We start from the raw sequence: 26329 nt of genomic DNA, 5'->3' as shown, positions 1-26329 counted from the left end.
GCTGCTTCCACTCCGCGGCTGAGGCCTGGGCCCGGGCCTGCTGCAGCGGCAGCCGGTCCGTGGGCACCGGAGTGCGGCGGGCCGTCTCCTGCAGATAGGCGAGGGCGGCCGGGCTGAGGGCGGCAGTGCCGGTGAGGCGGGCGTCCTCCGTGGCGGGAGCGGGGCGCGCGGCGTGCGCAGGGCCGGCGGCGTGCGCGGGATCGGGGGCGTCCTCCGTGGCGGGAGCGGAACCGGCGGCGTTCACAGGATGGGCGGCGTTCACAGGGTCATCGTAGGAGAGGACGCGGCTCCGCTCAGCCCGCCACCGTGCCGAAGGCCAGGCCCAGCGCGTAGGTGACGGCGGCCGCACCGAATCCGATGGCGAGCTGCCGCAGCGCGCGGGGCAGGGGCGGGCGGCCGGAGAGCACGCCCACGACGCCGCCGGTGGCGAGCAGCGCGATGCCCACCAGTGCCGAGGCGGTGGCGACGGCGGCGAGGCCCGTCATGCCGAAGATGTAGGGCAGGATCGGGATGATGGCGCCCGAGGCGAAGAAGCAGAAGCTCGACAGGGCCGCGCCGAGGCCGGTGCCCAGCTCCTCGTGCTCGTCGACCGGCCCGAGGCTGAGCTCCGGGTCGCCGCGGTGGGTGGGCGAGGGGCGCTTGTGGATGCGCGACTGCGCGCGGCGGATGCTCGCCTCCGCGCGCGCATCCGCCTCCTCCGGCGTCAGGCCCCGCGCGCGGAAGACGAGCGCCAGTTCGTTGGCGTCGATGTCCAGGTGGGGGAGCGCGCGCGAGGACTCCGGGTCCGGCGAGGACGCCTCGAGCAGCTCCCGCTGTGAGCGCACGGAGACGTACTCCCCGGCCCCCATGGAGAGCGCGCCCGCGAGCAGACCGGAGATGCCGGTGAGGAGGACCTGGCCGGTGGTGAGGCCGGCGGCGGCCACGCCCAGGACGAGTGCGAGGTTGGAGACGAGGCCGTCGTTGGCTCCGAACACCGCGGCGCGGAAGCTGCCCGAGAGCCGTGCCCGTGACTGCTGCGCCAGCGCGCGGACGACCTCCGCGTGGATGGCCTCGTCCGCCGCCATCCGCTTGGTGGCCCAGCGGTCGCTGGCGTAGGGCGAGCGGGACTCCGACTGCTGTGCGAGCGCGAGGACGAAGACGGAGCCGAACACCCGGCCCAGCAGTGCGAGGAGGTAGGTGCCGAAGGAGGGGCGGCGGGGCGGCTCCGCGTAGTCGCCCAGCAGCGTCCTCCAGTGCGACTGGTGCCGGGACTCCGCGTCCGCCAGCGCCGTGAGGATCTCCGCCTCCTGGCCGTCCTTGCGGGAGGCGAGGCTCCGGTAGACGCGCTCCTCGAGGCGTTCGTTGGCGAGGTGCTTCTGCCAGCGGCGCACGAGGGCGCGGTCGGGTCCGGACAGCGTGTCCTCCGAGGTGAAGACGGCCTGGGTGGGGTGCTGACGCTCAGCGGGGGGTGCGGCGGGCTCCTGCTGATCGTCGGTCATGGTCTCTCCTCCTGAGGGTCCGGCTGCGGCGGACGGGGTCCGTGGCTGCGGGCCGCGCTCGAGCGCGACCGGGTCTGTGCCGAGCGTCGAGTCTAGGTCTCAGGAGAGATCAATTCAATAGTTGCGCAATCACTTGATCATAGAGGTGTCGAGAGTCACTGCCTCCTGCTGCGGAAGGCCCGGACCGCCCGCGCGTGGTCCGCGGTCTCCGCGCAGATCACCTGGGAGCGGTACTCCAGGAGGAGGTGATCGTGCAGGCTGGACGCGGTCGCCGCTGCCCCGAGCAGCTCCTTCGTCTGCCGGAGCGACTCCGGCGCTTTCGCGGCGAGGTCCGCGGCCAGCTCTTGCGCCCGCCCGCGCGGGTCCGCGGCGATCTCCGAGGCGAGCCCCCAGTCCACCGCCTGCTGCGCGAGGATCGGGGTCGCGGTGTAGAGGACGTGGGCCGCCCGCCCGGCCCCGATGAGGCGAGGCAGGTGGAAGGAGAGACCCAGATCCCCGGGAGTCATGCCGATGTCCGTGAAGACGGGGTCGAAGCTCGCATCCGGGGCGACGACGCGCAGATCGCAGGCCGCTGCCAGGGCGAAGCCCGCGCCCACCGCATGACCGCGCACCGCCGCGATCACCGGCTGCGGGAGATCGCGCAGCAGCCGGACGGTCTGGAACACGCGACGGCTCCGCCGGGTCCGGCCCTCCACGGCGGCGAAGTCCTGCGGTGCCTTCATGTCCTTGCCCGTGCTGAACGCCCGCCCGGCACCCGTGAGGACGACCACGGCGCAGTCCGGGTCCCTGTCCACCTCGTGCAGTGCCTCGGTGAGACGCGCGAACATGTCCGTGTTCGCGGCGTTGAGGCGCTCGGGCCGGTTGAGCACGAGCGTGGTCACGGGCCCCGCGCGCTCGATCTGCACGGTCTCCGCGGCCTCGGGTGTCAGGGGCGGGAAGCCTGATGCGGGCATGGCTCAGCCCTCCTCCGCGCCGACGATCGCCACGAAGGACACGCATTCGCCGGGACCGCCGCCCAGGTTCTGCGTGAGCCCGTACTTCCTGCCCCGCAGTGCGATCTGCCGCTCCTGAGGCGCCTCGCCCCGCAGCTGCAGCCAGCACTCGAAGAGCATGCGCAGTCCGGAGGCGCCGATGGGGTGCCCGAAGCTCTTGAGGCCGCCGTCGGGGTTGACCGGCAGGACGCCGTCGCGCGCGTAGCGGTTCTCCAGCGTGTCCGACCACGCCTCACCCCGGGCGGAGAAGCCGAGGTCCTCCATGAGCACGAGCTCCGTGGGGGTGAAGCAGTCGTGCACCTCGCACATGGACAGGTCCTCGACGGGATCAGTGACCCCGGCCTGGGCGTAGGCGTCCGAGGCGGAGCGGACGACCTCCTCGAACGAGGTGTAGTCGAACTCGGGGTCGATGGGGCCCGTGCCCGGCCCGGCGGCGAAGGCCAGCGCCTTCACGTAGAGGGGGCCGTCCGTGTACTTGTGAGCGTCCTCGGCGCGCACGATGATCGCCGCCGCGGCGCCGTCGCTCACCCCCGAGCAGTCGAAGACCCCGAGGTCCCCGGCCACGCGCGGAGAGGCGCGGATCGTCTCCTCCGGCACCTCCGAGCGGAACTGGGCGCGTTCGTTCCGTGCCCCGTTCGCGTGGTTCTTCCAGGCGACCCGTGTCATGGCGGACTTGAAGTCCTCGCGCTCCACCCCGTACTTCTCCGCATAGGAGGGGGCGATGACGGAGAAGCGCGCGGGCGCCGTGAGGCTGCCGCCGGTGCCCGCGTTCGGCGGATCGGCGCGATGCAGTCCGGAGTAGCCGGAGTCCTTGAGCTTCTCGACGCCCACAGCCATCACCATGTCGTAGGCGCCCGAGGCCACGGCATAGCAGGCGTTGCGGAACGCCTCGGAGCCGGAGGCGCAGAAGTTCTCCACCCGGGTGACGGGCTTGTAGTCGGTCTTGAGCGCGGACGACAGCGTCATCCCGGAGAAGCCCGAGGTCAGGGTGCCGAGCCAGAAGGCGTCGACATCGTCCTTGGCGACGCCGGCGGAGGCGAAGGCCGCCTCGCAGGCGTCGACGGCCATGTCCGCGGTCGAGGTCTCCCAGTGCTCACCGAACCGCGTGCATCCCATTCCGATGATCGCGACGCGATCCTTGATCCCGTGTGACGTCATGACGCCTCCTCGCTGAGTGGGCGGGCCTTCCAGAAGTAGTTGACGATCCCGTCCGCCTCCCCGATCCGGCGGAACGTCATCTGCACGCGGTCGCCGATGGCGACGGCCTCGGGGTCCGCGTCCGTGAGCTCGCAGGCGAACCTGCCGCCGCCGTCGAAGTCGATGACGACGCCGATGACGGGCGGCGCGGGCGAATAGGCCAGGTGGTCGACGGTGTACGTGGCGAGGGTGCCGGCGACGTCCGCGAGCGGCTCGTCCTTCATCCGACCGCTCGCCCCGCAGCGCAGGCACACGCGCTGGGGCGGCATGTGGCGGGTGGCGCACGCATCGCAGCGCGCACCCGTGAACCCGTACTTCCAGCGCGCCTCGCGCAGGGAGGCCGGCGCGGAGATGCGGGCGGGCTCCGGCCTGCGCGGGGCCGGCCGCTCCAGCAGGCCCTTCCAGGTGAGGAACGTGGCATAGGCGAGCTGGTCGTCTCCCGCGGCGATCTGCGCAGCTGTCGTCTCCCTGCGGCGGTGAGCGGTGATCGCCTCCGTCACGCGCAGGACGAGGGTGTCAGCGCCGTCGGCCAGGAGGGTGAGGGCGAGGACGTCGCCGGGCCGTGCCCGGTCGAGCATGTCCGCGAGCAGGATGCCCGCGTGCGCGCTGCCCACCCGGCCGATCACGCTCGTGAGGTCGTCCGTCCGCACATCCCCGAGGCCCGTCGACCTCCCGAGCTGCCGGGCGGCGCGCTCGGAGAGGCCCGTCACCGCCCAGGAGGTGACCTCGGAGGGAGCGAGCCCCGCATCCTCCAGCGCCCGGGCGACCGAGGCGGCGCCGAGGCGCGTGTAGGCCTCCTGGCCGAACCGCTCCTCCCAGGTGCGCGCGAAGGTCTCGCCGGGTGCGTTCCAGCGGTCGAGGAACTCGGCGGTGGCCGCTCCTGTGCCCAGCGGCACCGCGACGGGTGCGGCACCGCCGAGGACGAAGGCGGCGGCACCGTCGCCCCCGCCGATCTCGTCCGCGCCGCCGGCGGGGCCGACAACGGTGTCCGCCAGCGCCACCAGGTGAGTCCCTGACCCGGCGAACCCGTCGAGCAGCGCGCCGAGTGCGCTGCGCTCCGGACCGCAGCGGTCCACGGCGCGGGCGTGGGCGGGCAGCGAGAGCGCCGCGTGGACCGCGGTCGCGTTCGTCTTCGCGGCGTACACCGGGTGCGCCGAGGAGAACGACACCGCGCCCACGGAATCGGCCGGCAGCTCCCGGAGCGCGCGGCGGGCGGCCTCGACCGCCATCGTGGTGGTGTCCTCGTCGCAGCCCGCGACCGCCCGGGTGCGGCCCGCGCGCCCGGTGCCCAGCGCCTCGCGCACCGTCTCGGATCGGAGTCGCGCGCGAGGCACATACGCGCCGTAGCTGATGATCCCTGTCGTCACCCCAGTCTCCCCCTTGAGTCCGCCGTGTTTCCAGAAACATATATGAGCGTTAACTCAAAGGCAAGGGTGACCTAGGGGATCCGGGAGAAAAAGGCGTGTTAATGGGTGATCAGGGCTCGCTAGGCGATGCTCCCATGACCGTTTTGGTGCATATGACGGTTAACTCCTGTGCGAGCCCGGGGCGTCCGAGGAGCTCGTCGCTCTGCACCGTGCGGGCGAGGATCGAGAACACGGCCCCGACGTGGACGCGCGCTTCCTTGAGGGACATGCCCGGGAAGGCGTCGTGGAGTTTGGAGGCGACCTCCTCGACGACGACGCGCCGTCTGCGCTTGCTCTCGGCGCGGGCCTCGGGGTCGGTGCCGGCGGCCATGGTGAAGTTGATCCCGAAGAGGTCGCTGAACTCGACGTGCAGCAGGCAGAGGCGCGCGACCATGATCCTGACCGCCTCCTCCGGCGTGCGGGCCGTGCGGAGGGCGACGTCCACGGCGGTCAGCAGCAGATCGTGCCCGCGGTCCACGATCTGGGCGAGCACGCTCTCCTTGCTGGGGAAGTGGCGGTGGATCGCGGAGGGGGTGATGCCCACCTCTGCGCCGATGTCCCTGAGGGTCACGGCATTGAAGCCCGATCTGCGGAAGAGCGAGGTCGCCGCGGCGAGGACGGCCTCCCGGCGGTTCGCGTGCCGGAGCGGGGAAGGGGGGTCCCCCTCCGCGCCCGTCGCGGGATGCTCGATGGCCGGGGCGGCGTCCGGCAGCGGGGTGGAGAGGACGCGTGCAGCCGTCTCCGCGGCGATCGCGGCGCGGCGCGCCCTGCCGGCGTTCCCCGTCAGCCCCACGTGGATGAGCAGGCCCTGCAGGGCGGTGAGCTTGAGCCTGCCCTCGGGTGAGTCGAGGGCGACGCCGAACTCCGCCAGCAGGTCCTTCCACGGCGCGCGGATGTCTGCGCGGATCAGGCGCACCCGTTCGTGCGCCTCCGCGTCCAGATGCTGTCGCTGGTAGGCGAAGACGAAGTAGCCGTCCGGATCGTCCAGTGCGGTCTCGACCACCGCTTCGAGGATGGCCGCGGGGCGGTCCGCGCCGCCCAGGCGGTGCCAGGCCTCGCGCAGGTCGCGCAGATGCGTTTCGATGATCGCGGCGAGGAGTGCGTGTTTGCCCTTGAAGTGGCGGTAGATGGCCGGGCCGGAGATGCCGACGGCGGCGCCGATCTCGTCGATCCCGATCTCCTGGTACCCGCGCTGGCGGAACAGCCGGGCCGCCGCCGCCCTGATCTGCGCGGGACGGTCCGCGCCGCCCCTGCCGTTCCGACTGCCCATGTGCGAACTGCCCCTCGAATGCCGTAATGCGCTTGACCCTTCAAGACTACGGGGGCGGCCGCACTCCCGCCTTGTTAACGTCTGTTGACATACAGTTCCTCCGTAAATACTCTGATCGCAACGCTCGTGGAGGCGCATCTGTCTGCGAAGACGCAGTGCCGGATGCCGTGTGAGCGCGGGCTGAGCGAAAGCCCGAAGATAACGACCGTATGAGTTCGAGGAGAGTCGCATGGGGAATCTGCAGGGTCGGACGGCGATCATCACCGGCGCGGGCAGGGGGCTGGGGCGCTCCCATGCGCTGCGCTTCGCCTCGCTGGGGGCCTCGGTGGTGGTCAACGACGCCGGGGGCGGCCCGGACGGGGCCGGCGCTGACGCCTCACCGGCGCATGAGGTGGTCGAGGAGATCCGGGCGGCCGGCGGCACCGCTGTCGCTTACGTGGGCAGCGTCACCGACTGGGCGGCGGGTGCGGAGATGGTGGAGCTGGCGGTGAGCGAATTCGGACGCCTCGACGTGCTCGTCGCCAATGCCGGGATCCTGCGGGACCGGACCCTGGCGAACCTCTCCGAGGAGGAGTGGGACTCCGTCGTCGCGGTCCACCTCAAGGGCCATGTCGCCCCGCTGCACCACGCCGCCGCGTACTGGCGCTCCGAATCGAAGGCCGGACGCGAGGTCAACGGCTCCGTCATCACCACCTCCTCGGGCTCGGGGCTGTTCGGCAATCCGGGCCAGGCGAACTACGCCGCCGCGAAGGCGGGCATCGCCGCGCTCACCCTCGTGGCGGCGCGGGAGCTGGAGCGCTACGGCGTGCGGGCCAACTGCATCGCCCCGGCCGCCCGGACGCGCCTGACCCTGCAGACCCCGGGCATGGGGGAGCGCCTCGACGCGCAGATCACCGAGGACGGCTTCGATCCCTGGGCGCCGGAGAACATCACTCCGCTCGTCGCCTGGCTCGCCCAGGCCGACTGCCCGGTCTCCGGCCAGGTGTTCGCCAACCGCGGCGGGCACATCGGCCACATGCAGGGCTGGACCGAGGTCGAGGCCTTCGACAAGGACGGTGCGGCCTGGACGGAGGACGAACTCGACTCTGCCCTCGCGGGCCTGCCCACGGCGGCCTCGTCCTACTCGACGACGATCTGAAGGGAGGACCGGCATGTCGCAGCCGCACACGGAGGCGCCCTCGCAGCCGCGCCCGCAGCCGCAGAGCATCATCGGCAGGACCCTGCCGCCGTTTCGCACCACGCCGGAGAGGAGCCAGCTGCAGTTCTTCGCGCAGGTGATCGGGGAGACGGATCCGGTGTACACGGACGTCGAGGCCGCGCGCGCCGCAGGGCACGCGGACCTTCTCGTCCCGCCCACCTTCCTCTTCAGCCTGGAGCTGCGGCGCCCCGATTCGCACGTGCTCATCGACGAGCTCGGCTTCGACCGCCGGCAGTTCCTCCACGGTGAGGAGCGGTTCACTTACCATGCGCTCGCCTACGCGGGCGAGGAGCTCGAGCTCGCGGCGGAGTACACGGACTGCTATGAGAAGCGCGGCGGTGCGCTGACCTTCATCGTCCGGCGCACCACGGTGAGGCGCGAAGGGGCGCTCATCGCAGAACTGAGCAATGTGCTCGCGATCCGACAGCTGGAGATCCGCTCATGACCGCCACTGCATCCGTCCCGCATTCCCAGGGCGCCCTCGCCCCGGGCGACGAGCTCACCCCGCTCGCGCTCGCCCCCATCAGCCGCACGACTCTCGCGCTGTTCGCCGGCGCCTCGGGCGATCACAATCCCATCCACATCGACCTCGACGTGGCACGGTCCGCCGGCCTGGACGACGTGTTCGCCCACGGCATGCTCTCGATGGCGTACCTGGGCAGATTCCTCACGGCGAACGTCGCGCAGCCGCGCATCCGGGAGTGGGGTGTGCGCTTCACGGCGATCACCCCCGTGCTCGCGGAGCCCGTCTGCACCGGCTCCGTGCGCGAGGTCGTCGAGCGCGACGGCGAGCGTCTTGCCGTGCTCGACATCGCCGTGACCCTGGCCGACGGCACCGTCACCCTCCGCGGCGATGCCCTCGTCGCGGCAGATCCGGAGGACGCGGCATGACGGCGCTCGACCGCACCAAGCCCAGCTGGATGACCGGTGAGGTCGCGGACCTGTTCGAGCTCGCCTGCGACTTCTTCGAGAAGGAGGCGGTGCCGAATCTCGAGCGCTGGAACGAGCAGCGCTTCGTCGACCGCGAGTTCTGGGAGAGGGCCGGCGAGCTGGGACTCCTGCTCACCTCGATCCCGGAGGAGTACGGCGGCGGGGGAGGTTCGTTCCTGCACTTCGCCGCGGTCGCGGAGGCGATCGGCCGGACCGGCGACAGGTCCTGGGGCAACAACGTCCACAGCGGCATCGTCGCCCACTACCTGCTGGCCCACGGCACTCGGGAGCAGAAGCGGCGCTGGCTGCCGCAGCTGGCCTCGGGGCGGCGGGTCGCGGCCATCGGCATGACCGAGCCGTCCGCGGGATCGGACCTCAAGGCCATCCGCACCACCGCGCTGAGGGAGGGTGACGAGTACGTCGTCAGCGGGCAGAAGACCTTCATCACCAACGGGCAGACGGCGGACCTCATCGTGCTCGCGGTGAAGACGGACCCCGCCGCCGGCGCGCACGGGGTCTCGCTCCTCGTCGTCGAGACGGATGCGGTGAGCGGGTTCCGGCGCGGGCGCACGCTGAACAAGATCGGCCAGCACGGCGCGGACACCTCGGAGCTCTTCTTCGACGAGGTCCGGGTGCCGGCGGAGAACCTGCTGGGCGCCGAGGGCGGCGGCTTCGGGATCATGATGGGAGAGCTGCGCCAGGAGCGGCTCATCATCGGCATCACCGCGATCTGCGCGATGGAGCTGGCGGTCCGGGAGACCGTGGACTACGTGAACGAGCGCGAGGCCTTCGGCGCCCCGCTCATCACGATGCAGAACACGCGGTTCGTGCTCGCGGAGGCCGCGACGCAGGCCCGCGTGGCGCGCGTCTTCCTCGACGACTGCATCCGCAGGCACATGGCCGGGGAGCTCAGCGCGGCAGAGGCGGCGATGTGCAAGTGGTGGCTCACGGATCAGCAGAACGACGTGATCGACAAGCTCCTGCAGCTCTACGGCGGCTACGGCTACATGACCGAGTACGCGATCGCCCGCCTCTTCGCCGATGCCAGGGCGCAGAAGATCTACGGCGGGGCCAACGAGGTGCAGAAGGAGCTCATCGCCCGCACGCTGGACCGGACCGCGAGGGGCGGGAGCCGGGCAGCGGGCGGTGCCTCCACAGGCGGTTCCGCGGGCAGTGCTGCAGCGCGCAGTGCCACGGGCGGCCCCTCGGCAGGCGGTGCCCGCCCCGCCGATCGGTCGCGGGGCTGAGAGGAGGCGGTCATGGAGCTCACGCAGTCTCTGCACCGCAATCTGCAGCAGCGCCCGGACGCCGCCGCAGTGGTCGACGGGGAGGTGGAGCTGAGCTGGCGGGAGCTCGTCGACGAGGTCGCCCGGCTCGCCGCCGCTCTGCGCGCCCACGGGGTGGAGCCGGGCGACCGGGTGGGGATCCTCGCGGAGAACTCCGTCCGCGTGGTCGAGCACGTCTTCGCCTGTGCGTGGGCCGGGGCGGTCGCGACTCCGGTGAACTACCGCTGGTCGGTGACGGAGATGGCCGGGCAGATCGAGGAGGCCGAGGTCGCGGTCCTCCTCGTGGGTGACGGCTTCGCCGGGGCCGCTGTGGCTCTGCGGGAGCGCTGCGCGTGCCTCACCGTGCTCGTGCACGCAGGCGGCGGATCCGCGCCCGCCGGGTTCGCGGACGTGCGGGAATGGATCGCCGGAGCCGCGCCGATGGCCGATGCCCGGCTCCCGGCCGACGCTCTCGCCCTCCTGCTCTACACGGGCGGCACGACGGGCGAGCCCAAGGGGGTCATGCTCAGCGCCCGCAGCGTCATGACCTCGGCGCTGGGCACGTTCGCCTCCACCGGCCTGCCCAACCGCGCCGAGCGCTGCCTCGTGATCTCCCCGCTGTTCCACCTCGCAGCGCTCGGGAACCTCCTGGGCCACATGATGATCGGCTCCACGATCGTCGTGGTCGCGGGCTTCGACCCGGCCGCCGTCGCGGAGCTCATCCACCGGCATCGCATCACGACGCTCACGATGGTGCCGACGATGATCGCCTGGATGCTCGACCATCTGGAGGAGGGGGAGGAGGAGAGGCTGCGCACCCTGCGGACCGTGAGCTACGGGGCGGAGTCCATCTCCCCGGAGCTGCTGCGCCGGCTGCGCGCGCGGCTGCCGGGGATCAGCCTCTCGCAGCGCTACGGGATGACGGAGCTGGGGCCGGTGGCGACCTCGCTGCGTCCCGATGACCACTCCGACCCCGCGCTGCTGGCCTCGGTGGGCCGGGCTGCGCCCCACGCTGAGGTGCGCATCGTCGACCCGCTCGACCGTGAGGTGCCGGTGGGCGAGGTCGGCGAGATCACAGTGCGCGGGGACAACGTCATGCTCGGCTACTGGAAGCATCCGGAGGAGACGGCCCGCGCCCTGCGCGGAGGCTGGATGCACACGGGCGATGCGGGCCGGATGGACGAGAACGGCTACCTGTTCCTCGCGGACAGGCTCAAGGACATGATCATCTCCGGCGGGGAGAACGTCTACAGCGCCGAGGTGGAGAAGGCGCTCGCGGAGCACCCGGACATCGCGCAGATCGCGGTGATCGGAGTGCCGGACGAGCGGTTCGGGGAACGGGTGCACGCGGTCGTCGTGCCCCGCGAGGGGGCGCACCCCTCGCTGGAGGAGCTGCGCGGCTTCGGAGCGGAGCGGCTGGCCCGCTACAAGCTGCCGCGATCCGTGCAGCTGGTCGAGAGGATGCCGCTCTCACCCGTGGGCAAGATCCTCAAGCGGGAGCTGCGGGATACCGCGGCCGAGGCGGCCGGCGTGACGGTGCCGACGGCGACAGGTGAGAGGGGTGCGGCCGAGGCCGCCGCCTCGGCGGAGAGGGGAGACGGAGGATGAGCGGCACTGATGCGGGCGCGGACACCGGAGCGGGCCCGCTTGCGGGAATCCGGGTCGTCGAGTTCGCCGGGATCGGTCCGGGTCCGCACGCGGCGATGCTGCTGGCCGACCACGGCGCCGAGGTCGTGCGCATCGAGCGTCCCGCGGGTGGTCCGCCTGCGGATGCGATGCTCCGCGGCCGGCGTCTGGTCCGGGCCGATCTCAAGGACGCAGACGACCGTGAGGCCGTGCGCGGGCTGCTGGACGCCGCGGATGTCCTCATCGAGGGCTTCCGGCCCGGTGTGATGGAGCGGCTGGGACTGGGGCCGGACGAGGTCATGGCCCGCTGCCCGCGCCTCGTCTACGGCCGCATGACCGGCTGGGGGCAGGACGGGCCGGAGGCGCGCACCGCCGGTCACGATCTCGCCTACATCGCCCGGACGGGCACGCTCTCGCTCATCGGGCAGAGCCCGGACGCCGCGCCCGTGCCTCCGCTCAACCTCGTGGGCGACTTCGGCGGAGGGTCGATGTTCCTGGTCCTGGGCGTCCTCGCCGCTCTGCTGGAGCGTGAGAGGACCGGGCGCGGGCAGGTGGTCGACGCCGCCATCGTGGACGGGACCGCGGCGCTGTCCGCGATGATGTGGGCCCGGCGGGGCAGCGGCGGCTTCTCCGATGTGCGCGGTCGCAACCGGCTCGACGGCTCCGCTCCGTTCTACTCCGTCTATGCGTGCTCCGACGGCCGTCACATGGCGGTCTCCGCCGTGGAGCGGCCGTTCTTCGACCTCGTCACGGAGGCGCTGGGGCTGCCGGGCTGGCCGGAGGAGGAACGGCTGGATCCCGCACGCTGGCCGGCGCAGCGCGCGGTGCTGGCGGCGGAGTTCGCGCGGCATCCGCAGGCGCACTGGATCGAGGTCTTCGACGGCACCGATGCATGCACGGCCCCGGTGCGCGCGATGCCGGAAGCCGCTGCGGACCCGCAGCTGGCGGCGCGCGGCGTGCTCGTGGAGGCGGACGGTGTGGTGCAGCCGAGGCCCGCGCCGCGGTTCTCCGCACACGGAATCCAGGAGCCCCGCCCGGTGCCGCACGAGGCGGAAGCGCTGGAGACGCTTCTCCTGGAGTGGCGAGCCTGACCCCGTGTGCCCCGGCGCGGCGGGGGCAGCCGTGCGAAGTTAATAGATATGCACACGTGGCCGCTGAGCCCTGGTGCCGCTTTCCGAGCGGGAGAGCGGCACCAGGGCCTTTATGTGGCCCTGGAATGGGGTGCCTGTGGCAGTCTGCGTGCGATTCGCCTGCACTGGGAAGTTAACGCTTATTGACGGTAGACACTCGCGATACTAGGCTCGTGCCAGGACCAGGCGCACGGCTCGACGACGAGCGCGCCGTGGGGCGAGGGGGCTCCGGTCGGACTGGCGCGGTCCCTTCTGCGGGGCCGGGCGGAAGGGAGAATCATGCGGAGAGGACTTCAGTGCTCAGCCGTCGCGGCGGTGGGACTGCTGCTCGCATCGTGCGCCGGCGGAGGGGAGGCCGAGGGCGGAGCGGATGACGTGGTGATCACCAGCTACGGCACCTCCACCTCGTCCTATGCGGAGGTGGCGGCCGTGGCGGAGGCCGTCATGCAGGAGGACGGGACGCGCTTCCGCATTCTCCCCTCGGACACCGGGGTGGGGCGGCTGCAGCCGCTCGTCGAGGAGACCGCGGACTTCGCGCGCACGGGCGACGAGTACTGGTTCGCGTTCGAGGGCATGTACGAGTACGCGGTGCCGGAGTGGGGGCCGCAGCGGCTGCGGGTCGTGTGGACGCCCGTCTCGCGGGTGGGCTTCCTTGCGCGCGCGGACGCGGGGATCGGCTCGGCGGAGGACCTGGCGGGCAAGCAGGTGCCGCGGGTGACGGCGAACCCCTCCGCAGACACGAAGGTGCAGGCCCTGCTCCAGGCCGCGGGGCTGACGCGGGAGGACACGAACGCGGTGGACGTCGCCTACGGGGATCAGCCGGATGCGCTGAAGAAAGGGCAGATCGACGTGATGATCATGTCCACCGACGCCTCGAACGTGGCCGAGCTCCAGGGTTCGGGCGAGTACGCGTGGGTGGAGATGGATCCCGCGGACCCGGAGCTCCAGGAGGCATTCGCCGAGTGGGCGCCGGCGGTGGAGATCGACGAGTTCTCCGGCGCGCCCGGGCAGGCGGAGGGCGAGTCGGACTGGGCCATGCACTACCCCCTCCCCATCGTCACCCGTGCGGATGCGCCCGAGGAGGAGGCGTATGAGATGACCAGGCGGATCGTGGAGACGTACCCGGAGTACGAGTCCTCCACGGCCATGGGGCAGATGTGGGCCCCGGACCGCGTACCGCTCGTGCCCACCGTGGTGCCGTTCCACGTGGGCGCCATCGCCTATCTCGAGGAGGAGGGGCTGTGGAGCGACGAGGCCCAGGAGCGGCAGGAGGAGCTGCTGGAGAAGGAGGAGGCGATGCTCGCCGGCTGGGAGGGGGTCGTCTCGGATGCGAGCGGAGACGAGCTGGCCGAGGCCTGGGCGGCATGGCGCGAGGACAACCTCTGAGAGCGCGGCCGTCAGGGGGCGACCTCCTCCAGGTAGCCGTCGAGCTCGCCGGTGCGCTCGGCCATCGTCGCGTAGCGGGCGCGGAACTCCTCGGCGTCCTCGGGCAGGTCTGCGCTGATGCCGGAGGCCTCCTCGAACAGAGGGGCATCGGCGCCGGCGGTCTCCGCGAAGCCGGTGACGAGGGCCTCGGCGTCGTCGACGCCTTCGGGTGCCGCCTCGGCCAGATCCTTCGCACGCTGCGTCCGGAACTCCGCGAGGGCATCGCGCATGTCCGTGGGGATGAGGATCTCCGTGTCCGCATCCCTGGCAAGAGGCCCGTCCTCGAGGAGCTCGTGGACCTCGTCGAACGAGGCATGGGCATAGGTGTCGAAGTACGCCTGGCGTCCCGTGGTCCGGATGATCTCCTGCAGGTCCTCCGGCAGGCTCTCGAGCGTGTCCGTGTTGAACAGCACCGGCAGGACCGTCGGCGAGAAGCCGATGGGGATGAGGTGCTTCGCGATCTCGTAGAGGCCCAGGTCCTCCGCGCCGGAGATGGAGGTGATCGTGCAGTCGATGGTGCCGCGCTGCAGTGCCTCGTAGGTCTCGCCGTGCGCCAGGGAGACCGGCGACATGCCGAGCTCCTCGACCTCCGCGCCGTGCTGGGTGGAGGCGACGCGCACCAGCTTGCCGCGGGCCTCCTCCAGGCTGTCGATGGGGTCCTTGCAGACGAGGGCGTAGGAGTCGGTGGTCGCCACCGTGACGGGCACCGCGCTGTGTTCCGCGTACTCCGTCGTGACGGCCTCACTGTCGAACGCCGCATGCATGGCGGGGTTGGCCACGAAGGGAGGCAGGATGTTCGCCGTGGGCGCGAGGCCGGTGAGTCCCTCCGCCCAGCTCGCGACGGGCAGGTCCTTGGGGTAGTAGGCGGTCGGGATGCTGGCCGAGTCCACCATGCCGGAGCTGAGCGAGTTGAGGATCTCGGTCCCTCCCGCCATGGAGCCGGACCAGAAGTACTCGACCTCGATCGTGCCTGCGTACTCCTCGTCGATCGCCTCGAACATGGCCTGGGCGGCCTGGCCGAGGGTGTTGTCCTGGGAGGTGAGGTCGGCGAACGTGAGCGTGACGGTGTCCTGCTCGTTCTGCACGCCTCCGGCGCATCCGGAGACGGCGGTGAGCAGGAGGGCTGCCAGGGCGGCGCCTGTGCGGTGGGTTTCCACGGTTCTTTCCTCTCGGTGCCTTTATGTCGATGATCGTTCGACGGCGTTGTCGGCGATCCATGCTGAATGCGTGTGCGTGCGGTGTGCGCAAGGGATGATGTGCTCCCGTGTAGGCAACTCAAATGTATATGTCCGTTAACATCAAGGCAATGGTCGGAGGACTCTCGCCGAGCTGGCGCGTGAGTTGGCGTGGGCGCGCTGTGGCATCGGAGATCACTGGACGGTCACGACCGTTATCAATATGTGACCTTAATCACGCCCCCGTTCGTTACTGTGTAGAAGATGTGACCGCAGTTACAGGCTGCTGAGTGTCACCTGAACCACTCGCAGAGCGCCCGGAGTCCTGCCGCGCACACGCGCCGCGCACCGGGCGCACATCGAAAGGCACACAATGCAGAGACGATCCTCACGGCACCGCGCAGCGGTGCGCGGCACCGCCGCAGTCGCGGCAGCGGCGGCACTGGGTCTCGCCGCCACCGCCACGGCTCCCGCCCTCGCCGCACCGGCGCAGGACGGCCCCTCCGAGCACACGGATATGGGGGTCACCGGCGCAGACGCGATGAAGCACCTGCGCGAGATCTCCGACATCTCGCTCGCACACGCCTCCCAGGGCCACCGTGCGCTGGGCACGCCCGGCTACGCGGAAGCCTCGGAGTACGTCGAGAGCGTCCTCGAGGCGACCGGCGCGTACGAGGTGGAGCGGCAGAGCTTCACGCACGAGGCCTACACGTCCCATTCCGTGGGCTTCTCCGCCGACGGCACGGACTACGAGGCATTCAGCCTGAGCAACGCCGAGGCCGGAGAGGTGGCCGGGGCGCCGCTCACCGTGCCCCAGGACGACGCGTTCGGCGACGGTGCCGGCGGGGAGCTGGGCTGCGAGGCGGGCGACTTCGGTGCGGACGTGAGGGACTCGATCGTCCTCGTGAAGCGCGGCACCTGTGACTTCGGGCTCAAGGTGACCCACGCCTCGAACGCAGGGGCCGCCGGCGTCGTCATCATCAACACGGATGACAACCCCCTCAATGCGACCCTGGGCGACCGGGTGGAGGGCAATGCCCCCGCCGTGGGTCTGACCCAGACGGACGGCGATGCCCTGCGGGACAAGGTGCTCGAGGCCGCGGCCGACGGCGCGGATGCCGACGGCACGGACGCGGACGGCGCAGACGGTGCGAGTGCCGGCCTCGGCGGCTCGAGTGACGGCGATGCCCCTGAGGGCGATGCGGCCGAGGCGACGGCGACCGCTCCCGGTGAGGACGGCGAGGGCTCTGCCGAGCAGGCTGCCGAGCCCCTCACCGGCGACCTCTCCGTGGACGCGAGCTTCGACTCCGTCGAGACGTGGAACATCCTCGCGGAGACGAAGGCCGGCGACCCGGAGAACGTCGAGATGCTCGGCGCCCACCTCGACGGAGTGGCGGAGGGGCCGGGCGTGAACGACAACGGCTCCGGGACCGCGGCACTGCTGGCCGTGGCGGAGAAGCTCGCCGCGCAGCCCACCGAGGTCGACCACCAGGTCCGCTTCGGGTTCTGGGGCGCGGAGGAGGTGGGCCTCGTGGGGTCCACCCGGTACGTCGAGAGCCTCGACGAGGCGGAGCTGGCGAGGATCAACTCCTACCTCAACTTCGACATGGTGGGCAGCGAGAACTTCATCGTCGGCACCCTCGACTCCGACGGCTCGGACATCCCCATCCCCGAAGGCGTCGAGGTGCCGGAGGGCTCGGCCGAACTGGAGAAGATCTTCACGGACTTCTTCGACGCGGACGGGCAGCCGCACGTGGGCACGGACTTCTCCGGCCGCTCCGACTACAAGGCGTTCATGGACCACGGGATCGCCTCCTCGGGCCTGTTCTCCGGGGCCGACGGCATCAAGACCGCGGACGAGGTCGAGAAGTTCGGCGGCGTGGAGGGCGTCCAGTACGACCGCTACTACCACACCGTCGACGACACGATCGAGAACGTCTCCGCGGAGTCGATGGACATCTTCCTCCCGGCCATCGGCTTCGCCGCGCATACGCTGGCCTATGACCTGCGTGAGCCCACGGAGGAGCCGACCGAGGATCCCACGGACGACCCCACCGGTGCGCCCACCGGCGATCCTTCGGAGCGGCCGACGGATGACCCCGGCGGCGAGCCCACCGACGACCCGAACGGCGGTCAGGACGACGGTCGCGGCGACGGCGGCAGGGACGACAACGCCGACAGCCTCCCCCGCACGGGTGCGGACACCCTCCCGCTCGTGACGGCGGCGGCGATCCTCCTGGTGGGCGGCGGCGCACTGGTGGCCGCGACCCGCTCGCGGCGCAGGGGCTGACCCGGAGTCGGATCCCACTCGCGCTGCGTCGTTCCCACCCGGGGCGATGCGGCGCGAGGCCCGGGATCCGAGCAGATCCGTCCAGCAGGTGAGCGCAGGCTTCTCAGATGAGGGAGGCCTGCGCTCACCCGCGTCCGGTCCGTGAGGATGGACGCGTGACTCCCAAGACCTTCTTCAGCATCTTCGCCGTGGGCGAGGCCCTCACCTGGGCACTGCTCCTCGCGGGCATGTTCCTCAAGTACGTGACCCGGACGACGGAGGCGCTGGTGAGCGTGGGCGGTGCCCTGCACGGCTTCATGTTCCTCGCCTTCATCGTCGCCACCGTCTATGTGGGCGTGTCCCAGAAGTGGCGCGTGGGGAGGGTGCTGCTGGGGCTGCTCTCCGCGATCATCCCGTTCGCCACCGTCCCCTTCGAGGTGGTCGTCACCCGGCGCGGCGGCCTCGAGGGCGGCTGGCGCCTGGGGCGCGGGGGTGACGAGCCCGCCGGTGCGACCGAGGCCGTGGTCTCCTGGACGCTCCACCGGCCGGTGGTCTCCGTCGTGGCGGGGCTGGTCGTGGTGGGCGGTGTGTTCACCGCGCTGATGCTCTCCGGTCCGCCCGTCTGAACGAACGGCCCGCAGTGGCGCCTCCCGCATGCGTTCTCCGCACGCGGGAGGCGCTTTCGCGTGGGGGAGCGGCCGCCCCGCGCCGGTGGGTGCGGAGTGTGCGCGCCGGTGCGCAGCGGGGTATGACCGCCTGCGGGCATGGTCCGCGAAGTGGCGTCCGTCATACTGGTGGGTGACGTTCAGACCGCGACGAACAGGATCCGCATGTTCCAGACCAACGCCGCAGAGATCGTCCTCCTGCTGCTGGCAGCGCTCGTCCTCGCAGGCTGTCTGGCTCTCGCGGCGATGGGGCTGCTCTGGCTGCGGCGGACCGGCCGTGTGCTCGCGCAGGAGGCCGCCGAGCGGACGGAGCGGGAGGCGAAGGCCGCCGGGCTGGAGACCGAGGCCGCGGGGCTGAGAGCGGAGGAGCTCCGTGCGCGGACGGCGGCACAGCAGGCGGCCCGCGCGCTCCGCGAGGTGCAGGCGAGGGAGGCGGAGGCCCGCGTACGGCGCACGGAGGCCGAGGTCGTCCGGGAACAGGCGGAGGCGTCTCGTGTCGAGATGGAGACCCGCCGGGTGGAGGCGCAGGTGCGGCAGGCTGAGGCAGAGACCTCGCGTGCGGAGGCTGAGGCCTCGCGTGCCGAGGCGGAGACCGTGCGTGCCCAGGCCGGCACCGAGGAGCTCCGGCGACCGGCCGGTGGTGTCGTCGGTGCCGGCAGCGGTGGCGCGAGCGGCCGCTCCGGCAGCGGCGGAGGGCTGTCGCCGCATGCGGCGTTCGACGCGGCCTCCCTGCAGCGGATGGCCAGGGAGCTGGGCGCGGACGTGTCTCTCGTGAAGAGGGTGGCGGACACCTTCGGCGACCGCGGGCTCACGGGTCTCTACGATCTCACCCAGCGCTGGGTCCCGGGACGCGGCGAACAGAGGCGCAGGAGCCGGGAGGACCGCGACGCCGAGGACCACGGCACCGAGGAGCGCGGTGCTGACGGGAGGGGCGATGCCGCGGACGAGGTGAGCCCGTCCGCGAGCCCCTCCGGCTGGCACCCGGGAGAGGTCGCCGAGGGAATCGAGCGCCTGCTGGGCCGCGGTATGGACAGTGCCGATCTCGAGGACCTCAAGGACTGGCTGGGCGACTGGTTCGATCTCGGCGCGGTGCGGCGACGGCTCGGAGATGCGGCCGGGCAGGACGATGCGGATGAGCAGTCCCCTCGGCCGGGGAAGGACGATCGGCGCGGACCGGACGGCGGCGCGGGGCCGGGAGAGGACGGGGGCGCCCCGGACGACCCGGCCTCGGGCGAGGACGCTGCGGACGGCCGTGCGGAGGCGGATCGCTCAGCCGCCGATGGCGATGCCGGGCCCGAGTGCTCCGGCGCCGGAGCGGACGCGGACGATCAGGTGCGTGCGGTCGAGGAGGACGGAGGACCCGCGGCGCCGGAGCTCGATGCCTCGCCGGCGCCCACGGGCGGGATCGACGTGCGCGCGCTCATCGAGGAGGCGCTGCGTGAGCGGCGCAGGGGAACGGAGTCCGCGGACGCGGACGACGAAGGCGACCCGGCCTCGGGCGACGCGGACTGAGCCAAGCCTCCGGCGCGCTGCCCCGTCGTCGGACACACACCTCACCTCCGCTGCAATGCATCTCGCCTCCGAGTTCCCCCGCTGCGGACCGGGAGCCCGGAGGCGAGGTGCCGCGCACCGCCCGGCCCGCGTGCATCTCGCCGTGCCGGAGCCCGCTCAGCGCGGGAGGTCGATGACCTCCGTGCGGAACTTCGCGAGCTGTGCCTCGTCGATGCTCACGCCGAAGCCGGGGCCGGTGGGAACGTCCACGACGCCGTCGTGCATGACGATCTCCTCCGTGATGTCCTCGTGGAAGAAGCGGCTGGAGCCGGAGATGTCTCCGGGGAGGCTGAAGCCCGGCAGGCTCGCCAGCGCGGCGTTCGCCGCACGTCCCAGGCCCGTCTCCACCATGCCGCCGTGCCACACCGCCACACCGTGGGCGCGGGCGAGGTCGTGGATCCGCTTGGCCTCGAGGTAGCCGCCCACCCGGCCGGGCTTGATGTTGATGACGGCGGCGGCCCCCAGGGAGATCGCATCGGCGGCGGCCTCGGCGGAGACGATCGACTCGTCCAGGCACATGGGGGTGTGCATGAGCGTGGCGAGCTCCGCGTGCTGGCGGATGTCCGCCTCGCCCAGCGGCTGCTCGATGAGGAGCAGGCCGTAGTCGTCGAGCCGGCGCAGGTGCGCGGCATCCACCAGCGTGTAGGCGGCGTTGGCGTCCACCTGGAAGAGGACGTCGTCGCCGAACTCCTTCCGCACCGCCGCCACCGGCTCGAGGTCCGCACCCGGCTTGATCTTCAGCTTGATGCGCGCGTAGCCCTCCTCGAGGTAGCCGCCCACCACGCGCAGGAGCTCCGGGATCGAATCCTGGATGCCGACGGACACGCCGGAGGGCACGGCGGCGCCCACGCCGCCCAGGTATTCCTGGAAAGAACGGCCCTGCGCCAGCAGCTGGGCGTGGAGGACCGCCATCTCCAGCGCGGATTTCGCCATGGGGTGCCCCACGATGTGGCGCAGGTGCCAGCCCACCGTCTCCGCCGTGAGGCTCTCCGCCTCGTACAGGCGCGGCGCGAGCCAGTCGCGGGTCACGGCGATGCCGCCGTCCACGTACTCCTCCGAGTACAGCGGCGCGATCATCGCCACGGACTCACCCCAGCCGGTCACGGGGCCGGCCTCGGTGTCGAAGGACGCCTCGACGAGGTAGCAGTCCTTCTCCGTCTCCCGCATGAAGGAGGTAGTGAAGGGGGAGATGAGGGGCATGGAGATCCGGTGGAGCCGGAGTGAGGTGAGCTGCATGACAGCAGGGTAGCAACGGAGCGGCTCGGCTTCCCGGCCGTGGGCCGGAGCCGCGGTCTCATTCCCCCGTGAGGCCGTCGAGCGACTGCCGGATGAGATCGGCGTGGCCGAGGTGTCGCGCGTACTCCTCGATCATGTGGGTGAGGATCCAGCGCAGGGAGACCTGCGCCCTCCCGCCCCAGGCCGGGTGCGTCCGCTCCAGTGCCACGGCCGCACCGCCCTCTGTGAGACGCGCGACCTGTGTGCGCGACCGGACAGTGCTCGCCTCCCACAGCGCGCGCAGCTCGACACCGTCGGAGGTGTGCACGAGGTGCCAGTCGGCGTCGGGGTCGGCGTCCCAGTCCGTGCCCGCCCAGGGCTGGGGCATGCGCTCCCGTGCAGCCGTGTGCGTGAACCAGAAGTCCTCCACGAAGGCGAGGTGCGCGAGCATCCCGCCCAGTGTGAGGTCCGCGGGCGGAAGGCAGCGGCGCAGCTGCTCGGTCGAGAGGCCGTCCGTCTTCCAGGCGAGCGAGGCGCGCAGGAAGTCGAGAAAGCCCAGGAGGGTGTCGAGCTCGCCGGCTGAGTGCGGAGGTTCCGGTCGACCGTGCTCGTCGCATGCGGCGTCGTCGTCGGCTGTCATACCGCTGAGTCTGCCACGCGACCGGAGCCTCGTGTCAGCATCGCGGCGGAGCCTCTGTGAGGCTCTGCCCGTTGCCCGTTGCCCGTTGCCCGTTGCCCGTTTCCCTCGCGCCGCGTCGCGTTGCCCGCGCGCCGTGTCGCCCGGACCGCCGCCGTTCAGTCCGCGAGCTGGTCGGCCAGGAGGGCTGCGAGCAGCGCGGTGCGCGGGGCGATGTGGGCACTGAGCGCGTGCTCGTGCTCCGCGTGTGCGCCGTCGCCCACGGCGCCGAGGCCGTCGAGGGTGGGGATGCCGTCCCCGGCCGTGAAGTTGCCGTCCGAGGCGCCGCCCACCTCCACGCCCACGGGAGCGTCGATGCCCAGCTCCGCCGCGAGCTCGCCGGCACGGGCGAAGAGGCCCTCGGAGGCGCTGCGCTCCATGGGCGGACGGTTGATGCCGCCGCGCACCTCGATCCGCGCACCCTCGACGGTGGGTGTGAGCGCACGGATCGCCGCGTCGACGCGTTCCTGCTCCGCGAGGGACTTCGCGCGCACGTCCACGTCGAACTGCGCCTGCGCCGGCACCGTGTTCGTGGTGGTGCCGCCGGACAGCAGCGTGGGCGTGACCGTGGTGCCCAGTGCGGGATCGCCCAGCGTCGCCACCTGCTGCAGCAGATGCGCGAGCTCCAGGCCTGCGTTGACGCCCTTCTCCGGTTCCAGCCCGGCGTGGGCCGCATGCCCGTGGATGACGAGGGTGTAGATGGACGTGCCCTTCCGCGCGAGCTTGAGCGCACCCGCCTCGCCGGCCGAGGCCTCGAGCACGAAGGCGGCGCGGGCACCGGCGGACTCGGCCCGGAGGAAGTCCGAGCCGGTGAGGGAGCCCACCTCCTCGTCGCCGGTGACGAGGAGCGTGAGACCGTCGAGGGCCTCGGGCCCGCCGTGCTCCTGCAGCATCGCGATGGCGTGGATCGCCATGATCGCGCCGGTGAGCATGTCGAAGCTGCCGGGCCCGCGGATCACGCCGTCCTCATGTGAGAAGGGGATGCGCTCCAGCGTGCCCACCGGCCACACGGTGTCCTGGTGGCAGAGCACCGCGACGCGGACGGGCGCGGAGCCGAACCGCAGGCGCAGGTGCGTGACCCCGTCCACCACGACGGTCTCCGGCGTCGCTCCCAGGCGCTCTGCGATCAGCGCGGCGAAGTCCGCGGCACCGGCGGCCACGGCGGCGAGATCGTGCGAGGGCGTCTCGACGGAGATGACCCGCTCGAGGTCCGCGAGCATCTGCGGCAGACGGGACTCGGCGGTCGGGACGAGCGAGGACAGGACGGCGGAATCGAGGTGTGCGGTCATGCGGCGAGTGTATGCGCGAGGTCCGCGGCGGTGAGCAGCCGGGGCCGAGGCGGGCGGGACGGTGAGAGGGCATGGAACGGAAAGTGGGAGCGGAGGTGAGATCTGTGCCACCATTCGTGCATGGGAGAAGCAGTCGGGTCCACCCGGTACACACCGCGCGAGCGGACGCACTACAGGACGAAGCTCCAGGAGAACCTGGAGACCTTCGACTCGTATCTGCAGAAGGCGGTCTTCGTCGCCAAGGGCACGGTGGGCCTCGAAGTCGAGTTCAACCTCATCGACGAGGAGGGGGAGCCCGCGCTCCGCAACGCCGAGGTGCTCGCGGAGGCGGACGACGGCGACTTCCAGTCGGAGATCGGCGCCTACAACGTGGAGATCAACCTGCCGGTCATGCGGGTGCGGGACCACGGGCTGGCGAAACTGGAGCAGAGCCTCGAGACGAGGTTCGCCGCCCTGCGGAAGGCGGCCTCGGCGGTGGGCGCCACCCCCGTCTCCATCGGCACGCTTCCCACGGTCACCACGGAGCTCCTGGAGAACGAGGCGTGGATGACGGAGGAGAACCGCTACAAGGCGCTCTCCAACGCGGTCATCGACGCCCGTGGGGAGTACGTGGGCATCGACCTGGACCGGGAGGACCACTACACCCACGAGTTCGCGGACATCGCTCCCGAATCCACCTGCACCTCCATGCAGCTGCACCTCCAGGTGGCGCCCAACCGCTTCGCGGACGTCTGGAACGCCTCGCAAGCCATCGCCGGTGTGCAGGTGGCGATGGCCGCGAACTCACCTCTGTTCCTGGGGCGGCGGCTCTGGCACGAATCCCGCCTGCCCATCTTCGCCCAGTCCATCGACACGCGGACGCCTGAGCTCGTCCACCAGGGGGTGCGGCCGCGCGTGTGGTTCGGCGAACGCTGGATCACGAGCGTCTTCGATCTCTTCGAGGAGAACGTCAGCTACTTCCCGCCGCTGCTGCCGGAGAGCAGGGAGGCCTCTGGCACGCCCATCGCCACGGATGGCGGCGTGCCGCTCCTGCACGAGCTGCGGCTGCACAACGGGACCGTGTGGCGCTGGAACCGGCCCATCTACGCGCCCGGCGGGGATTCCGCGCACATCCGGATCGAGAACCGGCTCCTGCCGGCCGGACCCTCGGTGAAGGACATGGTCGCGGACGCTGCCTTCTACTACGGGATGGTCTCCTTCCTCGTGAACGAGAACCGTCCGGTGTGGTCGCGGATGACCTTCGCGGAGGCGCACGAGAACTTCGAGAACGGAGCCCGGGACGGGATCGGCGCGCGCGTGAGCTGGCCCAAGCACGGCACGCTCGACGTCACCGAGCTGGTGCTGGAGACGCTGGCCCCGCAGGCGCGGGTGGGCCTCGAGCAGCTCGAGGTGGACGAGGAGCTGATCGACGAGTTCATCGGCATCTACGAGGAGCGTGCGCGCACGGGGCGCAACGGCGCGTGGTGGCAGCGAAAGGCGCTCGACGCCCTGTCCGGCCGTGCGGCGGTGGGCACCGAGGAGCGGGCGGAGGGTCTGCGGACGCTCACCCGGCTCTATGCGGAGAACCAGGCCTCGGGTGCGCCTGTGCACACCTGGGAGCTGCCCTCCGCATGAGGGGTGGGGACTGAGGTGCTGCGGTGGGCCTCGGCGATGCCGGAGCGCCGTTAGAGTGAGGCCATGATCGACGACCAGACCGGAACGGACCGCGCCGTCGCTGCCGCGTCCGTGACCGCTGCCCCGCTGACGGTCTCCCGCCGCTCCTCCCGCGTGCGCCCCTTCGAGGTGATGACGATCCTCAACCGGGTCTTCGAGATGCGCGCGGAGGGCCGCGACGTCATCTCGCTGTGCGTGGGCGAGCCGCAGCAGGGTGCGCCGGCGGACGTGCGCAGGCGCGCGGCGGAGGTGGTGCTCGACGGCACGGACCTGGGCTACTCCGAGGTGTTCGGCATCGTGGGCCTGCGCGAGCGGATCGCGGAGCACTACCGGCGCTGGTACGGGGTGGAGGTCCCCGTCTCCCGGATCGCCGTGACGAGCGGCTCGTCCGGCGCGTTCGACATGGTCTTCCTCGCGAGCTTCGACGCCGGTGACAGGGTGGCGCTCGCGACGCCGGGCTACCCCGCGTACACGAACATCCTCCGCGCGCAGGACGTGGAGGTCGTGGAGCTGCCCTGCGGGCCGGACGTCCGCTTCCAGCCCACCGTGGAGATGCTCGAGGCCGCGCACCGGCAGGAGCCGCTCAAGGGCCTCATGCTCGCCTCCCCGGCCAACCCCACCGGCACGATGATCTCCCGCGAGGAGCTCGCCGCGCTCGCCGGCTGGTGCGCGGAGAACGGCGTGCGGCTCATCTCCGACGAGATCTACCACGGCGTCACCTTCGGCTCGTCGAAGGGCACGTCCCTCCTGGAGTGCTCGGACACCGGCGTCGTCATCTCCTCGTTCTCCAAGTACTGGGGGATGACCGGGTGGCGGCTGGGCTGGGCGATCCTGCCGGAGGACCTCGTGAAGCCCTGCGACGACATCGCGGGCAACCTCGCACTCTGCCCGCCGGTCCCGGCGCAGCACGCCTGCGTCGAGGCGTTCACGGAGGAGTCCTACGCGGAGTGCGACGCCGCGGTGGCCGGCTTCGCGCGTGCGCGGCAGCTGGTCCTCGACGCGGTGGAGGGACTGGGCTGGACGAACATGGCCCCGGCGGACGGCGCCTTCTACATGTACTTCCGCATCGACCAGGTGCTGGGCGTCTACCGGGACGCCACTGCCTGGTGCGCGGGCCTCCTGGAGCGGGAGGGCGTGGCGCTCGCCCCCGGTCTGGACTTCGATCCCGTCAACGGCCGGGACTACGTGCGGCTCTCGCTGGCCGCAGGGCCGGAGAACATCGCCGAGGCGCTGACCCGGATCCGCCGGTTCCAGGACTCCTCCGCGGGCTGAGGAGGCCGGTCTCCCGGCGGCGCGGCCCCGGCGCTCCTCCGGAATCCGTGCCTGCCCGTCACCGGACGCGCAGGTCCCCTCTGCTCCGCGAAGGAGCGCCGTCCGTAGGGTGGGGCCGAGCGGTGCCGTCGAGGGTGGGCGCACCGTCGACGGGCGTGGGTGAGGGGTGCCGCGGCGGGCGGAGGCATGTGCGCGCGGACCGAGGCGCGGCCTCAGTCGTCCTCGTGCTCCACGCTGTGGTCGAGCGCGTCGAGGAGGATGTGGGAGACGTGGTCGTCCTTGAAGGAGTAGATCGCCTCGCGGCCCATGCGGCGGACCTCCACCAGGTGAAGGCTGCGGAGCAGTTTGAGGTGCTGGGAGACGAGCGGCTGGGAGAGGCCCGTCTCGTCGACGATCCCGGACACGCTCGTCTCGCCGCGGGTGAGGACCAGGAGGATGCGCAGCCGGGAGCTCGCGGCGAGGGCGCGGAAGACCTCGGCGGTGCGGTCGAGGGTCTCCGCGGAGTAGTCGGGACCGTCTGCGGGGTCGAGGTCCGGGGCGCACACCTCGACGGGTGCCTGCGCGCCCGGGGAGTGTGCGGTTCCGACGGTCTGCGGCTGCTGGCTCATGGAACGCATCGTAGCGCGGCACCCCCGCCGCCTTCCCTC

The 26329-nt window shown here is 71.6% G+C and carries 22 protein-coding genes and 1 pseudogene; 12 read left to right on the top strand and 11 right to left on the bottom strand.

Going from position 1 to position 26329, the window contains the following annotated elements; all coding sequences use genetic code 11:
- The 6 genes and pseudogenes from Q0A33_RS08190 to Q0A33_RS08165 all read right to left on the bottom strand — a co-directional run.
- A pseudogene (locus Q0A33_RS08190) lies at positions 1 to 262 on the bottom strand (hypothetical protein); the annotation flags it as partial.
- A 31-nt stretch (positions 263 to 293) separates the two neighbouring features.
- The gene (locus Q0A33_RS08185) at positions 294 to 1478 is read right to left on the bottom strand and encodes a VIT1/CCC1 transporter family protein (RefSeq protein WP_291795027.1); all 1185 of its coding nucleotides are present in this window, start codon (positions 1476 to 1478) and stop codon (positions 294 to 296) included.
- A 155-nt stretch (positions 1479 to 1633) separates the two neighbouring features.
- A complete protein-coding gene (locus tag Q0A33_RS08180) occupies positions 1634 to 2431 on the bottom strand; it encodes an enoyl-CoA hydratase/isomerase family protein (protein WP_291795026.1) in 798 nt (265 codons plus the stop codon).
- A 3-nt stretch (positions 2432 to 2434) separates the two neighbouring features.
- Complete coding sequence (locus tag Q0A33_RS08175) at positions 2435 to 3628, bottom strand: acetyl-CoA acetyltransferase (protein WP_291795025.1); 1194 nt, start codon at positions 3626 to 3628, stop codon at positions 2435 to 2437.
- Positions 3625 to 5034 (bottom strand): OB-fold domain-containing protein, encoded by a 1410-nt coding sequence (locus Q0A33_RS08170; protein ID WP_291795024.1) that lies wholly within the window; start codon positions 5032 to 5034, stop codon positions 3625 to 3627. Before Q0A33_RS08170 ends, Q0A33_RS08175 begins: the two co-directional genes overlap by 4 nt.
- A 109-nt stretch (positions 5035 to 5143) precedes the next feature.
- Positions 5144 to 6343: a TetR/AcrR family transcriptional regulator gene (locus Q0A33_RS08165; protein ID WP_291795023.1), complete on the bottom strand. Its 1200-nt coding sequence runs from the start codon at positions 6341 to 6343 to the stop codon at positions 5144 to 5146.
- Positions 6344 to 6572: 229 nt separating this feature from the next.
- Between Q0A33_RS08165 and Q0A33_RS08160 the strand changes: the two genes are divergently transcribed.
- The 7 genes from Q0A33_RS08160 (at position 6573) to Q0A33_RS08130 (ending at position 13878) form a co-directional block, all read left to right on the top strand.
- Positions 6573 to 7481: an SDR family oxidoreductase gene (locus tag Q0A33_RS08160; RefSeq protein WP_291795022.1), complete on the top strand. Its 909-nt coding sequence runs from the start codon at positions 6573 to 6575 to the stop codon at positions 7479 to 7481.
- Between the two features lie 13 nt (positions 7482 to 7494).
- On the top strand, positions 7495 to 7986 hold the full coding sequence (locus Q0A33_RS08155) for a MaoC family dehydratase N-terminal domain-containing protein (RefSeq protein ID WP_291795021.1): 492 nt from the start codon (positions 7495 to 7497) through the stop codon (positions 7984 to 7986).
- The gene (locus Q0A33_RS08150) at positions 7983 to 8432 is read left to right on the top strand and encodes a MaoC/PaaZ C-terminal domain-containing protein (protein WP_291795020.1); all 450 of its coding nucleotides are present in this window, start codon (positions 7983 to 7985) and stop codon (positions 8430 to 8432) included. Before Q0A33_RS08155 ends, Q0A33_RS08150 begins: the two co-directional genes overlap by 4 nt.
- On the top strand, positions 8429 to 9718 hold the full coding sequence (locus tag Q0A33_RS08145) for an acyl-CoA dehydrogenase family protein (protein ID WP_291795019.1): 1290 nt from the start codon (positions 8429 to 8431) through the stop codon (positions 9716 to 9718). Before Q0A33_RS08150 ends, Q0A33_RS08145 begins: the two co-directional genes overlap by 4 nt.
- 12 nt (positions 9719 to 9730) lie before the next feature.
- On the top strand, positions 9731 to 11344 hold the full coding sequence (locus tag Q0A33_RS08140; protein WP_291795018.1) for a long-chain-fatty-acid--CoA ligase: 1614 nt from the start codon (positions 9731 to 9733) through the stop codon (positions 11342 to 11344).
- Positions 11341 to 12453, top strand: coding sequence for a CaiB/BaiF CoA-transferase family protein (locus Q0A33_RS08135; RefSeq protein ID WP_291795017.1), 1113 nt, complete (start codon positions 11341 to 11343; stop codon positions 12451 to 12453). Before Q0A33_RS08140 ends, Q0A33_RS08135 begins: the two co-directional genes overlap by 4 nt.
- 318 nt (positions 12454 to 12771) lie before the next feature.
- On the top strand, positions 12772 to 13878 hold the full coding sequence (locus Q0A33_RS08130; protein WP_291795016.1) for a TAXI family TRAP transporter solute-binding subunit: 1107 nt from the start codon (positions 12772 to 12774) through the stop codon (positions 13876 to 13878).
- Between the two features lie 11 nt (positions 13879 to 13889).
- On the opposite strand, the gene dctP is transcribed toward Q0A33_RS08130, so the two are convergent.
- A complete protein-coding gene (dctP, locus tag Q0A33_RS08125; RefSeq protein ID WP_291795015.1) occupies positions 13890 to 15074 on the bottom strand; it encodes a TRAP transporter substrate-binding protein DctP in 1185 nt (394 codons plus the stop codon).
- A 391-nt stretch (positions 15075 to 15465) separates the two neighbouring features.
- Here dctP and Q0A33_RS08120 point away from each other — a divergent pair, with 391 nt between their 5' ends.
- The 3 genes from Q0A33_RS08120 (at position 15466) to Q0A33_RS08110 (ending at position 19538) form a co-directional block, all read left to right on the top strand.
- The gene (locus Q0A33_RS08120; RefSeq protein WP_291795014.1) at positions 15466 to 17382 is read left to right on the top strand and encodes a M20/M25/M40 family metallo-hydrolase; all 1917 of its coding nucleotides are present in this window, start codon (positions 15466 to 15468) and stop codon (positions 17380 to 17382) included.
- Between the two features lie 155 nt (positions 17383 to 17537).
- On the top strand, positions 17538 to 17987 hold the full coding sequence (locus Q0A33_RS08115) for a DUF3817 domain-containing protein (protein ID WP_291795013.1): 450 nt from the start codon (positions 17538 to 17540) through the stop codon (positions 17985 to 17987).
- 204 nt (positions 17988 to 18191) lie between these two features.
- Positions 18192 to 19538: a hypothetical protein gene (locus tag Q0A33_RS08110; protein WP_291795011.1), complete on the top strand. Its 1347-nt coding sequence runs from the start codon at positions 18192 to 18194 to the stop codon at positions 19536 to 19538.
- A gap of 156 nt (positions 19539 to 19694) precedes the next feature.
- Here Q0A33_RS08110 and menC read toward each other — a convergent pair whose 3' ends face one another.
- The 3 genes from menC to Q0A33_RS08095 form a co-directional block, all read right to left on the bottom strand.
- Positions 19695 to 20813: an o-succinylbenzoate synthase gene (menC, locus tag Q0A33_RS08105; protein ID WP_291795009.1), complete on the bottom strand. Its 1119-nt coding sequence runs from the start codon at positions 20811 to 20813 to the stop codon at positions 19695 to 19697.
- A 58-nt stretch (positions 20814 to 20871) separates the two neighbouring features.
- Complete coding sequence (locus Q0A33_RS08100) at positions 20872 to 21432, bottom strand: DinB family protein (protein ID WP_291795007.1); 561 nt, start codon at positions 21430 to 21432, stop codon at positions 20872 to 20874.
- Positions 21433 to 21587: 155 nt separating this feature from the next.
- A complete protein-coding gene (locus tag Q0A33_RS08095) occupies positions 21588 to 22757 on the bottom strand; it encodes a M20/M25/M40 family metallo-hydrolase (protein ID WP_291795005.1) in 1170 nt (389 codons plus the stop codon).
- Between the two features lie 120 nt (positions 22758 to 22877).
- On the opposite strand from Q0A33_RS08095, the gene Q0A33_RS08090 reads away from it, so the two are divergent.
- Positions 22878 to 24371: a glutamate--cysteine ligase gene (locus tag Q0A33_RS08090; protein ID WP_291795003.1), complete on the top strand. Its 1494-nt coding sequence runs from the start codon at positions 22878 to 22880 to the stop codon at positions 24369 to 24371.
- Positions 24372 to 24434: 63 nt separating this feature from the next.
- Entirely contained in the window at positions 24435 to 25682 is a 1248-nt protein-coding gene (locus tag Q0A33_RS08085) for an aminotransferase class I/II-fold pyridoxal phosphate-dependent enzyme (RefSeq protein ID WP_291795001.1), read from the top strand.
- Positions 25683 to 25894: 212 nt separating this feature from the next.
- Here Q0A33_RS08085 and Q0A33_RS08080 read toward each other — a convergent pair whose 3' ends face one another.
- Positions 25895 to 26290 carry a metalloregulator ArsR/SmtB family transcription factor gene (locus Q0A33_RS08080; RefSeq protein WP_291794998.1) on the bottom strand — a complete coding sequence of 132 codons (396 nt, stop codon included), beginning with the start codon at positions 26288 to 26290 and terminating at the stop codon, positions 25895 to 25897.
- Between the last annotated feature and the right edge of the window lie 39 nt (positions 26291 to 26329).

This window comes from Brevibacterium sp. (assembly GCF_022712115.1).
Lineage (GTDB): Bacteria > Actinomycetota > Actinomycetes > Actinomycetales > Brevibacteriaceae > Brevibacterium > Brevibacterium salitolerans.
Note: the sequence above shows the minus strand (reverse complement) of the source record. Positions and strands in the feature narration are given on the sequence as shown.